The organism is Nonomuraea jabiensis (genome assembly GCF_014204795.1).
Taxonomy (GTDB): Bacteria; Actinomycetota; Actinomycetes; order Streptosporangiales; family Streptosporangiaceae; genus Nonomuraea; species Nonomuraea jabiensis.
On sequence record NZ_JACHMB010000001.1, the window covers coordinates 4,696,609 to 4,710,817 of the forward strand.

Below are 14,209 nucleotides of genomic sequence, written 5' to 3' on the forward strand. Positions count from 1 at the left end.
CGAGACGTGATCTCATGACGGCTTGTACTCCGAGAACCCTCTTTCGAACCCCGCGTCCAAATCGCCGGCGATCTTCTCCCACGGATCCCCGGCGAGGCCGTCGTAGAGCCATCTTTGATAGGCCTGGAGCCGCGGGTGGATGTCACCCTGGTACGGAGCCATCTCATGCAGCGTCATCAACGAGTTCCCGTCGTCTTTCAAGAAGTTGTTGGATGACTTCCGAGGGTCTTCTCCCTTGCCCAGCCCTTCCAAGGAACTCCACGGATGTGTGGCGCTGGCAGACCCTGCCTTGCCGAACAGCTCGTGCTTGAGCATGGCGTCGACGGCCATTTGATCGAGCAGGAACTTCGCCTTCTCCTTCGCCGTGTTGGCGTCGTACGTCGCCTTGTTCATATTCTTTTCGGTCGTGACGGAGCCTTCGATCATGCTGTTCCACGAGCCCACCACTCCGGCTGTTATCGCCCAAGGGGCTGCCTGCGGAATCGCGAGCCCAGTGCTGACCACCGCCATGAATATCTGCATGTTCCGCTCCTGCGCCTCGTCCAATTCCTTGCCTTTCTGGATGGCGGCGAGCCCGCTTGCGTCGGTGATCAGCCCGAAGCCTGCTCCGGCTTCTTGCGCGTTGGCTTTCAGCGCTTTGCCGCCCGTGCCGTCTGCGGCCTGTGCGGCGCCGTAGTCCAGCAGTTTTCTCGACCAGGTGGTCTCGGCCGCCAGAACCGTGGCCAGGGCTTTTGGATCCTGCTTGAACGCGTCTTCCATGACCTTGCGCAGATCCTCTCTGCTGAACTGCGCGCCCCAGATCTGACCCTCTTTCGGCTGATAGACGCGGTCGGGTCCGTAGATTTTCGAATCACTGACATCGGCCATCTTGGCGGCGCGGTTGACGTCGTTGATGTAGGCGGCGAGGATGCGGGCCGTGGTGCCGGTGGTCGCGAAGGAAGGTCCTTCGGTGCCTGCCAGGACTCGCTGAGCCTCCCAGTGGATGAAGTCCCAGGCGATCGCGGCCGAGGTGAAGCCCGGCGATGGTTCCTGTGGTGAGCCGTCGCGGTCTCGGTAGGTCAGCGTCGCCGCCTCCAGCGCCTTCCCGAATGCCGCCCCGTCGTCGTACATGGGGCGTTCGGTCACATAGCGCTTCAGCACGCTGGGGTCGCCGGCGAAGAAATCCTGGGCCGCTTTCGGGTGGGTGGCCAGCGCCTTCATCACGCCGATCATCGGATCCTGCGGGATTCCTCCCGAGAGGTTGTCCTGCGCCGCCTTCCGGTCCAGAGCCTCCAGCGTCTTGGCCGTTGCCACCAGGAAGTCCCGGTTGAACGTGCCGTACGGGAGCAGCGTTGCGAGCGCGTGCTGATCCACCGGCACCCTGAGGTTCGTGAGCAGCTCTTTCCGCCATGACGTGCTCAGTCGCGAGCTGGCCGCGCCGAGCGCTTTACCCAGTGCCGCCTGCACACGCTGCTTCCTGGCGTCCTTCTGGTACACGAGCGCCGCCATGAGATGACGAAACCGCTCGGTCCCTAGCGCATACATCAGCGACGTGGCGAAATCTGCGTCACCCGCCGCTTCTCCAACTGGGCGACGGTTTTCTCGTCCACCTCGCTGGATGGGTCAAGCTCGCTCAACTTGGCCGCGGCCGCGTACACGTCGGCATCGCCAGAGGCGCCGTTGTACAGGACCTCGTCGAAGGGGCTCATTCCGCCAGGTGCCGCTGGGCCCCATTCTGTGCTCACGGCCTGGATCGTGTCGTTGCGGCGGCGTAATTCCGGACGGGTGGCACCGATCCAGTTGCCCAGTTCCCGCATTGCGGTCAACCGCGAGGTGTCCAAGTTGAGGTCCTGTAACGTGCGGCGGATCAGCGGTTCGTTCCTGCCGAGCGTGGCCTCCGCCCGCCCCAGGTCGCGTTCGAACTCGCCCATCAGCTTCGGGTCGATCCCCGAATATCCCCAGTCGGGCGGCTGCGCGACCACCGGCGGAGTCAAAGAGGGAGGCGCCGGGGTTGTGTCGGCGCGGGCCGGAGGATCTCCCGGAGGATGTACCCGCGGCTGTTCGGGAGACTGCTGGGGAACCGGCGAAGGCGTCGTCATGGCGGGTCTCCGGCATGCTCGACAACAGTCGGATCCTCCCACAACCCAAGACCCCTGGCGAAGGGCGCATAACGTAACAGCATGCTCATCCCCGGCTCCTGGAAACGCCCAGACAGCGGGATGTACGCAGAAGGCGCCCTACGGGTTCACCCTTGCCGACAATAGAGACGCCACCCACATGGGTCTGCCGGTCCAGGCTGAGGGCGTGCCGGCCGCTCGATGCGGCGCCGCCGAATAGTCGGAATAGTGTCCCTCTGGCCCTCCTCGGACAGTTCGAGCTACCGTAACGATCGCGCCTCGCCGAATGGAGGCCTCGCACTGGCGCTCCCAGAGGGCGGTTGGCGAGTTGACGTCCTTTCGTCGTTGGGGTTGGGTAAGTGGAGCTGGTCCGAGACTCGCTTTCGGGCTACGGGCGCGGCTGAGTGAACAATCCCGGCTCGGTCTCAACGAGGACGCCGCGACTGACCAGGCGTTTGACCGTGGAATGGATGTACTCGATGTTCTTCGACGCGATGGGCAGGTCCAGAGCTTCGCACGGGTCGCGGACGCCAGCTGCCAATCCGGTCTTCTCGCCGCCGCTTTATTTTTGTCATTATTGACGGCCGAGCATTAGTTTAGTGGAAATGGAATGACTGACCTCATAGAGCGTATCGAGGATACGATCAAAGTCGATGCTTATCAATTCATGCTCATGGATAACGATGGTTCGGCAAACAGGCCCGCGAGCGCGCTGGCCATAGAAGATCTCGGAGCGCAGCTGAAGAATCCAGATGTCTGGTTCGTCGCGACCGCCAACATAGCCATAGTCAAGAGCAATGTCGCAGACTGGCATGTTGCTGATGTGGCGCTCGAGCTATGGGACGGGCATCCGCCTGCCGATGACAAGGGCTGGATTAAAAGCGTCACTACTCAAATGTACTGCAGTTCAGGTCGCATGCTACTTGTCCAGACTCTTGGTCGCCCGTCCCGAAAATCTTTGAATCTGCGTGCGGCGGATAGAACGTGGTCGGTTCGATGCAGTCTGGGACCAGGGAAAGGTGAGCGTTATATCGAAGATGGCCCACCGCAAGGGCTGGAATCCTATCGGCTGCAGTTTTGGCCCTCACTCTAGCAGAGCCGCTGGGGAGCCCTGAAGGGAGCCTGCCTGCCGGGTAGATCGAACTTCCGGCAGGCGGGCTCTACTCCTAGTTGGTTGCTAGTTAATGTTCACTAGCTTGTCGTCGGAGTTGTAGAGACGGATGAAGAAGTCGTCCTCGTCCAAGATTCGGTCCACCATGTAGAAGCGCCCGAGCCCTCCGGTATCCCAATTGGCTCCCCACGCCAGGTTTTCCTGAGCGGGGATCAGGTCCACCGTTACGTTTGCCATGTTCGGATACGTACAGCATTGGTCGTCGGGCGGTGTTTTCTGCCATACCTCCCAGGAGCCTTCGTACGTGCTAGCGAAGGGGAACTCGTCGCACTGTACAACTGCGGGATTCCATGGCACGGGGTCGGCCCCACCCCATGAAGGGTAATTCTTATAGCCGCATATCCGCTGCGATCGCCATCTGTTTCTGTCTATACGGTTCTCGTCCCAGTAGAGGCGATGGATTCCGTTGTTTTTACTGAAGCCTGGGAACTGCTTTGGTGTTCCTAGCGGTACGCGTGTCTGCGGCGGCCACATTCTCACATCCGTCGTGGTTGTCTCCGGGATTGTGGTGTTCGGAGCGAGGAACGCCTTCGAGACATGAGCATAAGCGTTCGGGAACTGAGTCTGGCGAAGCTTAATAGATGGCACGAGATGAGCGAATATGCATCCCGATCTATACCATGTGATGTATTCGGCAGAGTCGCATCGGATCACCTGCTGAGCCGTTTTATTATTGTATTGGACGCCAGCAACATGCGGCGCTGTGAGAGTCAACTGTGTCACACAGGTGGCGATAACCTCCCTGTTGTTAGGGCCTGGGATCCAGCCTGTGTCGGGAGATTCGACCTTGAAGGTCACTTTTCGGCCCGCCCAGTATTCCACCGGCCCCGAGAACACGGCGGGATACTGCTCATTCACAACCTGCTTGCAGGCCGCGGGTGACGGGTCGGGTGTTATCTTCAGGCCAACCGTGAAGTTCTTATCCTTGAATGCAGTCCCTTCGACAGCGTCATTTACGCGTGGCATATAGACATCGAATTCTATTTCGCGGCTACCTTGGAACGTTCGACCGATGGTCACCAGCTCCGCTGCGGCGAGGTCTGTTGTCTCCCATTTCTTCTTGGCGTAGTCGTATACCTCAACAGCGAGCATCGGGATCTGCCGAGTGCACCAAGAGAAGTTGTTTTTGGTGTACCCTCGCGGGTTGATCGCCGGCTTGGTGCCACTCGCGGCCACATAGGCGCTGCGGACGGTATTAACACAGTCATTGTAATCAATACGATCGTACACGAAGTTGTTATTTGGCACCGCAGACAACTTGGTATTTTTTGTCGGCGAGGCCGCTTCTTGTGTACCCGTTGCACCATAAAGGGCTGCGATGTCGCTTGCATTCAGGGCCTTGGCATAGACCCAGACATCGTCGAGGGCGCCGCGCATGCTGGTGCCCAGTGTCATGGCGCTGTCGGTATTCCACGTGGGGAAACCGATCGACGCAGTTTTGATCGCAGTTCCGTTCAGGTACAGCGTTGCGGTCCTGCTTGTGGCGTCGTATACGCCGGCCAGGTGGAACCACTCGTCGGCAGGGGGTTCTACATCGGAGAACAACGTTTCGGTCGTTGCGTCCTGGGCATCCGCGCTTGTGAAAGCGAAGATCAGGCCTCGGTCCGGCGTATTGCCCAAGAGGAAGGGGGCCTGGTGGGCGCCCTTCTGTTCGACCACCCTATAAGTACCGTTCTTGTCGGCCCATCGCAGCCAGGCTGCGATGGTAAAGCTGCTATCCGTACGAATAACTGCCCCGGCGGTTCGAGCTAGCGGCTCCTCGCCGGACTGTGCGATCTTGATGGTGACGGATTGCCAGTCCGACCATTGAGAACTCGTGCTCCCGGCAACTGCGCGGGCGCGCCAGCGTACCTTCCACCCATCGGAGAGTTTGCCTGCCGGGATCGTCACACTGGCTTGAGCTCCGGAGACGAGCCCATCCACAGCTGCGGTCCAGATCTGCCCGCTTCCCTGCTCTGTAGCGGTAGGGTCGTGCTCGACCTCGTATTCAGCGCGGAGGTTGCCACCAGCGGTGTCGGTAACCTGAGCGAGAAATGCGGGCGTGAGGGTGGACGTCACGATCGTGCCGTCGATCAGCTGAGACGGGATAACTTGCAGGGCATGGACCTGCGGCTCAGGTTCCGGCGATGGCACGTTCACGGTAGCGAATTGCCATGCGGACCAAGCCGAGGTGGTTCCGGCGACGGCGTTGGCGGCACGGGCCCGCCAGCGGATCTTCCATCCGTTGGCAAGCTTGCCTGCGGGAACAGAGACCACAGCTTGTCCGCCTGAGGCCACAGCCGCAGAGGTCGCGGTCCATATCTGACCGGTGCCCTGTCCAGTCGCCGCGGGGTCGTGCTCAATTTCGAACTGGCCAGTCAAGTCGCCGTCTGCGGTGTCGGAGACGGTGGCGGCCAACTGTGGTGTGAGTGAGGTGGTCACGATCGTGCCGGACACGTCTTGTGCTGGTGTGATCATCGGCGCAGCGATCGCTGGCGCGGATGCGGGTCCGCTGGTTGTGATGGTTAGTGTGGGCGGCTGGTTAAAATCGGTGTCTTCCGAGGCTGTGAGGTAGCGCCAGTTGATCGCTGTGCTCTCGGTCGGCGACTGCACCACCAGACCGTGGTCGGCAGCTCCGGCAGCCCAGTCCTGGGCGATGCCAGTGACGTTCCACTCCAGAGGTTGGGCTCCGCCGGCGCAGGACATGTCGTAGCCGGCCTTGTTGATTGGCGCGTCCTCGGTGGTCGCGGTCGGCTTGTTCGACCAGTAGAGGTTGTTGACGTCCCAGGCGCCGGTTACCCGGCGGACCTGGAGGCCGTCACTGACCGACGCCCCGCAGGCTGAGCTGACGATGTTGTACAGCGACAGCTTTGCGTCGGTTACCGTCTGACCTTGCAGACTTCCAGTGGGGAAGCGCAGGTATGCGCGCATCTTCTGCCCCGTTTGCACACCCGTGACCATGGTCGAGCCGTCGGGGTACGCTGGCGAGTCCACCGTGTCGGTGCTGGCGAGCTGGACGTCCTCGCTACTCGTCGACGCCGCCAGAGGCTGCATCCGAACCGGGTAGGTGATGCCCGGGTCGGTCAGGAACTGATGGTCGGGCTTGAGCACCAGCTCGGTACGGCCACCCTTGGTGACCACGTCGGTGGCAACCTTGACGCTCTTGGCCAGAGGGCGACGCCCCTTGGCGCTGCCGTCCCACATGACCGGGTGCGGTGCTGAGGCAACGACCTTGTTGTCCTTGCTCTTGAGCAAAAGCCGTCCGGCCTTGCCTTTGGACAAGATCAGCCCGTCGTTGTCCACACCGATACGCAGCTCCAGCGGCGTGGACGGCCGCTGTCGCAGCACTACTTGATGCCGGAACCCAGTCGGCAGTACTGTCACCACGAGATCCGCGCCCTTGCCGGCCGCATCAGTGTAGGTGGCCACGTTCCCCTTAAGCGTCGGCTTAGGCAACGCAGTCGGCCACTGCAACACATATGTCCGTCCCCGGGGGGCGGTCATACGAACAAACGCACCCTCACCACCGTTGGATATCTCCACTGTGATGCCCGATGCGATCGCCTTAGGCTTTAACACCCCATCCACGTCGGCCAGGGCGGTGTCGATCGGAACCCACACATTATCCTGGCGGGTCTGCACGGGTCCGGAGGCAGTCTCTGTCTTGAACGTTTTTCCGTCCGGCTGAGCATAGGTGATGCTGGTCTCGGAGGTTTCGTCCACCACCTCCACCGGCTTGCCCAATTTCTCGGCTTCTGTGGCTGCGGCTGCACGAGCTTGTGCTGTCGAGGGGCTGGCCGAGCCCGGGTTCTCGGTGTTGGACAGAGCCATCCCGTTGTTCCCGGGAGTCCATGAGGCAGTGCTGCCTAGCGTCGCGTTGTTGCCTCCCCCTGAGGAGTCGGCCGCTACGCTACCTGTGCCTTCATCGAGACTCCAATGTCCCCTCACCGTTTCCTCGGTGGGGACTTCGACGGGCAATCGATCAGGATTCAGATCCCTTGCGATCTGATCGTCCGTGAGGCCCTCAGGTGGGGGCGGCATCGTGGCCGGATCAGACTCGGTGATGTCCTCCATGGCACGAGCGTCAGCGAGAGCCTTGTACCGGGTAACAGCTGTGGGTGCGAGGGGCTCGTCAGTGACGTTATTGCCCCTGTATTGCTCCAACAGTTCTGACGCGACGTCACCCTCGGGGAATTCAGGCATGCCGTCGTAGACGGTTTTCCGCGTCAGGGGCGGCCGCGGGGGTTCGAAGTCCACGGTGAGGATGGGCGGGTGGAGCTGGAACTTGCAGTCTTCCAGCGGCGTGGTCGTGCAGCCGCCGGCGTCCTCGGAGGTGTAGCGCCGCCAGTTGCGCAACTCGGATTCGTTGCCCGCGGTGAGCTGGATGCCGTAGTTGGTGGCGCCGTTGACCCACTCTTGGACGATCGTGTTGAGGGTGTGGGTCAGGTTCCAGGCATAGTTCATGGAGCCGGTGCAGTCTTCGCCGTAGGCGCCGTACTCGGTGTCCGCGCCCACGCTGGTGACGGACGGCTGACTGCTCCAGCGCAGCGTCGTCTCGTCCCAGGCGGAGGTGATCCGCCGCGCCGTGATGCCGGAGCCGACCGAGGTCCCGCACTCGTTGGACTGGTAGTTCCACAGGTGCAGGTCGGCGTTTTCCACCTTGCTGCCCGCGAACTCGGCGGGAATGGTGGGGAACTTGAGGTAGCCGCGCCAGCGCTTGGCGACGCTGCTAGCGTAGGACTTGCCGACCACGATCTGGGTCTGGGTGAAGGTATCCCAGCTTTCCTGGTAGTCAACGTCGTTGATCCAGGTGTCCATACCCCCTTTGCCCCACTGGCCGGTGTGGCCTTCGTACCAGTCTGACGCCGCAGCGGTCATGATTACTGGGTATGTCGTTGCTGGGTCGGCCAGGAACGCGGTGTCTGGCGTGAACACGAGGGTTTTGCCGTCCTCCGCGAGTGTGACGGCGGCCTTGCCGATCTTGCCCGCGTCGAGCGGGGCACCCGCGTCAGCGGCCTTGGCGTCCTGCAGCAGGGTCGGCCGCACCTCGGTAAGCGTCTTGCCGTCCTTGCCCACGATGGTGGGTCGGCCGGCGGCGTTCGTCTTGAACGACAGACCAGCGGGCAGGTCCACCGGTACCCGGAAGGAGACCGGGCCGGTGGGCCGTTCGGCGATGGTGATCTGCTGCCGGAAGCCGGTCGGGCTCGCGGTCACCACCAGGTCGCGGCCCTTGCCGTAGGCATTCGGGTAGGTGGCGGTGTTGCCCTTCAGCCGGGGCTCGGGCAGTGCCGACGGCGTGCTGATCTTCGCGGTGGCGTCGGTCGCCCGGCTCTTGAGCAGAGTGTTGTCCCCGCCAGCGGACAACACCAGGTCGCCGTGCGCGGCCTTGGGCTTGATGGCGCCGTCCGCCTCGACGAGGGTGGTGTCGATCGGCGTGAAGCCCTTGCCGTCTGCATTCTTGACCCGGTTCGGCTGGGTGCTGAGCTCCATCCGGACCGTCTTGCCGTCCGGGTTGGCGTAGAAGGTGGCGCTTTCCGAGCGCATCGACTCTATCTCGACGCGCCGGTTGTCCTTCTTGGCCTGAGCCAGCGCCTTGGCGGTCGGTGTGGTGGGGGCACTTGGCGGCGTCGTGGGGGTGGTGGTGGAGGGTGGCGTGGGGCCCTGAGCGGTCGCGGGTGCGCTCAACAGTGAGAGCGGCAGTGTCAGAGCCGCGATCAGGGCAGCACGGCGGCGCGTCCGGGCGGATAAGCCGGACGCTGTTGGCGATGTGTTCACCCGATCCTTTCGAACATATGTGGCAAAACGGAGTGATCATCACATATGCCGTAAATAAATGTAAAGATCCTTTTGGGTGACGGGAAGGGTGAGCTCCGTAAGCGCCAGACACCTGAACCAGGGCGCAGCTGCGATAGAGGGGGTGCAGCACGAGGTTGCGTGTTGCGAGTGAACTTGCAGAAGGAGGCCAGTCATGCGGGATGCGTAGTTCCTGTAAGCGTTCGAGATCAGTCCCGCCCCCGGAGGTGTGCTCGCAGGTCCCGCCTGCAGAGGTTGCCAAGCTCAGGGAAGACGCCCAAAGGCCCTGTTCCGTCCGGTGGAACAAGCAGGCAAGGGGAAGGCCGGACGGGTGAACGGAGTGCACCCTTCGATGAGGCCAGAGCATGGTCGTGGACCATGTGTGGACCGTCCATTGCCTTGATTGAGCGATGTCAATGCATAGTGCCTGGTCAAAGCATGTCTACGAGTAAACCCGCAACCCTCTCCGGAGCCGGGCGCGCGGGTTCGAATCCTGCAGGGGGCACTCGAGATCTCCATTGAAAGATGGCAAGGACCTGCGGAAACGCAGGTCCTTCTGTATTCCGGTTGTGTCACCCGCGGCCGCTGATGGCAGGCATGTGCCCATGATCACGTACCGATCATGGATCGTAGCCTTGTTTGCGCGCCAAGGTGTAGGCCGCCTGAGGGGGTATCGGCGCCTCCACTCTCTGCCATCGTGGCCCCAGCCGCGCCGCAGGGTGAGCAGTGCCAGTGGGAAGCATGCCTCAGCGTCGCCGTTAATGGACAGGCCGGGCGTGCGCCCATCTGGCCGTGGGTTTCGCGGGAGCACTGGATCGTCTCGCTGGCGCTGAGCCGCTCGGCGGGTGCGCGAACTCGGCACTCAGGGAGATTTGGAACGGAATCCGGTGTCAGCGGGGTCTCTCCTGGTCAGCTAGCCCAGCCTTTCCTTTCGGATGCGCGGGGGAAGACGATTCCGGCCTGCGGCGAAGGATGGGTGATCGTGACCGCCGACCGGAAGGCCGACCTTATGCCGGAGACAAGAGCGTGAGCGCCGAAGTGAGCGAACAAGTGACCGACGCCGAGCTCGTCGCCCGGTACCGGCGCGACCCCCACCTGTTCACCGCCGTCCACGACCGCTACTACCGCGACATCTACCTGTACGTCGCCGGCCGCCTGGACACGCAGATCGCCGAGGACCTCGCCGCCGAGACGTTCTTGCTGGCCTTCGACCGGCGCGACCGGTACGACCCGGAACGCGGAGACCTTCGGCCCTGGCTGTTCGGCATCGCCACTAATCTGATCGCCAGGCACCGCCGCAAGGAGACCCGCCACTACAAGGCGCTGGCCAAGCTGGGGCCCGAGCCCGTCGTGGAAGGCCACGAGGATCGGGTCGTCACTACTGTCGCCGCCGAGCGCATGCAGCCGTACCTGGCCAGGGCGCTCGCCGCCCTGTCCGGTGGCGAGCGCGACGTGCTGCTGCTCGTGGCCCTGGGCCAGCTCAGCTATGACGAAGTGGCTCAGGCGCTCGGCATCGCCGTCGGCACCGTGGGCTCCCGGCTCAGCCGGGCCCGCAGCAAGATCCTCGCCCTCGTTGACAAGGAGAACGCCCGTGGATGACGTGAACGCCGTCGCGAGCCTGCTGGCCAAGCCCGAACCGTCCGCCGAGGCGATCACCCGCAGCAGGGGACGTCTCCAGGACAGGATGACGCGGGGCCGTGCCCGCCGGCGCGGCGGTCGGCTCCTACCGGTGCTGGGCATGGCGGTCGCCTCCGCAGTGGCCGTCGCCGTGATCGTCACCAGCGTGTTTTCGCCCGCCGCCGCGCCGGTCTCGGGCAGGGACGTCCTGCTCATGGCAGCGGCCAGCGCCGAACACATCCCCCAGGGCACGGGGACCTATTGGCACATCACGCGTACGTGGCAGGGCCCGGACGGGCTCCAAGTGCAGGAGAGCTGGACCACCCGCGACGGCCACCGCTGGTCCAGGAACGAGCCGTACGCCACTGCCGGCTCCGTCGTCGAGGACCCGGCCCCGTTCAGGCTCATGGGCGCCGAGATCGGTTTCGAGGAGCTCGAAGGGCTTCCGGCGGATCCGGAGCAGCTGAAGGAGCGCATCGCAGGGCTTCCCCGGCGTGACAGCGCCATGCCCCTTGCCGACCGGCAAGGCGAGCTCGTCTCCCCGCTGATCACCTTGATCACGGAGCTGCCTACGCCCGCGCAGGTCCGTTCGGCGGCATTCGAGGCCCTCGCCGCGACGCCGGGGGTCAAGAACACCGGGCCGGTCGAGGGCGGGCAGGAGCTGCTGATCCCGCTCTCAGGGAGCATGGAGATCAGGATGGTCGTCGATCCCGAGGCCGCCCGGGTGGCGCGCGCCAACGTCTTGCTGACCGCCGAAGGGGGCTCGATGATAAGCAACTCGTATATCTCGGTGACCACCGAGTGGACGGACCAGCTGCCGCGGTGAAAACCCGTCGTAGCCGAGGCGGGCTCGGCCGCCGCCGACGCAGTGAGATAGCTCGTCTTCGGCGGCAGGTGGAGCCGTCAGCTCACGTCCTTTCTGACGACGCGCAGAACGCCGAGCCCGCCCGGGATGACGATCCAGGCCAGCACCACCGATGTGGCCAGGCGGGCCGCGGCTTCCCACGTCCAAGTTCCGCCCATGAGCGGGTTGGTCGTCGCGTTGAGGTCCAGCCATGCGGCTAGACGAGTAAGTCCTAAGTAGCTGCGGTACGGAGTGCGTACATAACGAAGGGTGTTGACGATCGGTTTGTGACAACAGACCTCAACACCCTTCTCACCGCACTGTACGTCAGCATCGACGACTGGCTCGGACATCAGCCACGACTGGGACGCAAGCCGAAACTCACCGACGCCGAACTGCTCACCCTGGCCGTCGCCCAGGTCCTGCTCGGCATCCACTCCGAGGCGCGCTGGCTGCGCTACGTCCCCAAGCACCTGCCCGGCGCCTTCCCCTACCTGCCCGGCCAGTCCGGCTACAACAAACGCCTGCACAAGGCCCTGCCGCTGCTCAAACGGGCCATCCGGGCGCTGGCATCCGACACCGACCTGTGGAGCGATGCGGTGTGGGTGGCCGACTCCACTCCGATCGAATGCGGCCGCTCCCGCCCCACCACCCAACGCTCGAACCTGGCCGGCTGGGCCGGCTACGGCTACTGCCGCTCCCACTCCCGCTACTTCTGGGGCCTGCGCCTGCACCTCATCTGCACCCCCGCCGGACTACCCATCACCTGGGCCCTGGCCACCCCCAACATCGACGAACGCCAGGTGTTGATGGCCATCTGCGAGCACGACCCGCACCTGCTCGCCGACCGGCCCGGCCTGCTCATCGTCGCTGACAAGGGCTACATCTCCGCCGAACTGGACACCTTCCTGGCCGAGCGCGGCGTGCGGCTGCTGCGCCCGTCCTACCGCAACCGCACCCCTCGCCCCGGCGAAGAGCTGCTCAAGCCGATCCGCCAGCTGATTGAGTCCGTCAACGACACGCTCAAGGGCCAGCTCGACCTGGAACTGCACGGCGGACGCACCGTCACCGGGGTCGGCGCCCGCATCGCCCAGCGCATCCTGGCCCTGACCGCCGCCATCTGGCACAACCGAGCCACCGGCCAGCCCATCACCCGATCCCTGATCGCCTACGACCACTGACCCGACTTAGGACTTACTCGTCTAGGGTCTCGCCCGTCTCGCCGAGTTGTGCGACGAAGCTCCACAGCGCCGTACCGGCCAGGCAGATCACGATGGCCGCGGGAGCGTTCAGGAGCAGCAGGCCCATTGCCAGGCCCTGCGCGGTCATCAGCACCATCACCGTGATCCATCCGAGGACGGTTTGCAGAGCGACGTTCCAGGATGCCTCCACGCCCCGTACGGCCGCTGCGACGGCTGTCGCCGGTACCGCCGCCGCCAGTGCGAACAGGCACGCCACCACGGCGGTGGCCAGTGCTGGGAGGCACTTGGCGGCCAGCACCCGCGCCCGGCGCGGTTCCAGCGCGAACGTCGTCAGCACCGTACGGCCGTGCCGGGCTCCAGGTCGGGGGTCATGTCAAGCTCCTGCTGGTGTCGGAGGTCAGGTCGAGTTCGTGCTGGCGTCGGGGTCCAGGTCGGGGGTCAGGTCGAGCTCCTGCCGGCGTTGGAGGTCAGATCGAGGAAGGTGCGTTCGAGGCCGTGGCCTCGTACATGCGGACGCTCACTCCCTCACCGGCGTCTGGTCCAGCAGGCGCTGGGCCAGGCGTCGGACGGCGGTTCGCAGGTCCAGTGGCGACAGGATCGTGAAGGGGAAGCCGAGTCCGGCGAGCATGGTGGCCATGCCGTCGAGGGACTCGGCGCGCGTCCGCAGGAGGACTCCGTCTTGTGTTTCGGTGAGTGTGGCCACCGAGGGCGGGATGCGGCGGGCCGCCTCGGCCAGGGGAACGTGCAGGGTGACCTCGACGATGTGTGCATACGGTACCTGGGCCAGCGATGCGGTGACCTGCCGTACAGGGTCGGACTCCTCGGGGATCTCATAGGTGGCCGTCCCTGGGGCGACGGAGGAGATCCGGTCGACGCGGAAGGTGCGGATCTCGCCGGAGTGGTGGTCGTGGCCGGTCACGTACCAGCGGCCGGAGTGGAAGACCAGGCCGTGGCCGTCCAGTTCGCGTTCGGTCTGGGAGCCTTTCCAGGAGTTGTAGTGCAGTGTGACCCGGCGGCGGTCGCGGATCGCGGCGGCCAGGGTCAGCACGGCCCGGCTCGCGGGCGTCGGCGCCGCGCGTTCGGCGAGAGTGAAGTCCAGGGTCTCCTCCAGTGCGCCGACCTGTTCTCGCAGCGTGGCCGGCAGTACCCGGCGGATCTTGGCCAGGGCGGCTTCGGTGGCTTCGGCGGCGAGGCCCAGGCGGCGTCCGGCGAGCAGGCCGAGAACCACGGCGGTGGCCTCGTCGTCGGTGAGCATCAGCGGTGGCAGCTTGTAGCCGGGCATCAGCTGGTAGCCGCCGTAGCGGCCGCGTTCGGCGGCGACCGGGATGCCCAGTTCGGCGAGCCGGGCGGCGTAGCGCCGGACGGTCCGCTCGTCCACACCGAGCCGCTGCGCCAGGTCGCGGCCGCCCAGCCTGTGGTGCGCCTGGAGAAGTTCGAGCATCGCCAGCATCCGGGTCGCCGGATATGACACAGGTCACCTCCTTAATCCGGGCGGATTCTGTCCGAT

9 protein-coding genes are annotated in these 14,209 nt (G+C 64.3%); 4 read left to right on the forward strand and 5 right to left on the reverse strand.

The annotated features are described in order from the left end of the window. Positions 1 to 12: 12 nt before the first annotated feature. Positions 13 to 1,488, reverse strand: a complete 1,476-nt coding sequence (locus HD596_RS21660) for a DUF6571 family protein (RefSeq protein WP_185071161.1) — start codon at positions 1,486 to 1,488, stop codon at positions 13 to 15. Between the two features lie 35 nt (positions 1,489 to 1,523). Next, positions 1,524 to 1,961, reverse strand: coding sequence for a hypothetical protein (locus HD596_RS21665; protein ID WP_185071162.1), 438 nt, complete (start codon positions 1,959 to 1,961; stop codon positions 1,524 to 1,526). 745 nt (positions 1,962 to 2,706) lie between these two features. Here HD596_RS21665 and HD596_RS21670 point away from each other — a divergent pair. Then, positions 2,707 to 3,189 (forward strand): hypothetical protein, encoded by a 483-nt coding sequence (locus HD596_RS21670; protein ID WP_185071163.1) that lies wholly within the window; start codon positions 2,707 to 2,709, stop codon positions 3,187 to 3,189. A gap of 84 nt (positions 3,190 to 3,273) precedes the next feature. Here HD596_RS21670 and HD596_RS21675 read toward each other — a convergent pair whose 3' ends face one another. Beyond that, positions 3,274 to 9,021 carry a DNRLRE domain-containing protein gene (locus tag HD596_RS21675; protein ID WP_185071164.1) on the reverse strand — a complete coding sequence of 1,916 codons (5,748 nt, stop codon included), beginning with the start codon at positions 9,019 to 9,021 and terminating at the stop codon, positions 3,274 to 3,276. Between the two features lie 1,044 nt (positions 9,022 to 10,065). On the opposite strand from HD596_RS21675, the gene HD596_RS21680 reads away from it, so the two are divergent. The 3 genes from HD596_RS21680 (at position 10,066) to HD596_RS21690 (ending at position 12,681) form a co-directional block, all read left to right on the forward strand. Then, entirely contained in the window at positions 10,066 to 10,638 is a 573-nt protein-coding gene (locus HD596_RS21680) for an RNA polymerase sigma factor (protein WP_185071165.1), read from the forward strand. Further along, on the forward strand, positions 10,631 to 11,482 hold the full coding sequence (locus HD596_RS21685; protein WP_185071166.1) for a CU044_5270 family protein: 852 nt from the start codon (positions 10,631 to 10,633) through the stop codon (positions 11,480 to 11,482). Before HD596_RS21680 ends, HD596_RS21685 begins: the two co-directional genes overlap by 8 nt. A gap of 305 nt (positions 11,483 to 11,787) precedes the next feature. Beyond that, a complete protein-coding gene (locus tag HD596_RS21690; RefSeq protein WP_185067915.1) occupies positions 11,788 to 12,681 on the forward strand; it encodes an IS982 family transposase in 894 nt (297 codons plus the stop codon). Between the two features lie 13 nt (positions 12,682 to 12,694). Here the strand turns inward: HD596_RS21690 and HD596_RS21695 are convergent, their stop codons facing one another. Together HD596_RS21695 and HD596_RS21700 are read right to left on the reverse strand one after the other, a co-directional pair. Continuing rightward, positions 12,695 to 13,039, reverse strand: coding sequence for a hypothetical protein (locus HD596_RS21695; protein WP_185071167.1), 345 nt, complete (start codon positions 13,037 to 13,039; stop codon positions 12,695 to 12,697). Between the two features lie 180 nt (positions 13,040 to 13,219). After that, the gene (locus HD596_RS21700) at positions 13,220 to 14,173 is read right to left on the reverse strand and encodes a helix-turn-helix transcriptional regulator (protein ID WP_185071168.1); all 954 of its coding nucleotides are present in this window, start codon (positions 14,171 to 14,173) and stop codon (positions 13,220 to 13,222) included. Positions 14,174 to 14,209: the final 36 nt, after the last annotated feature.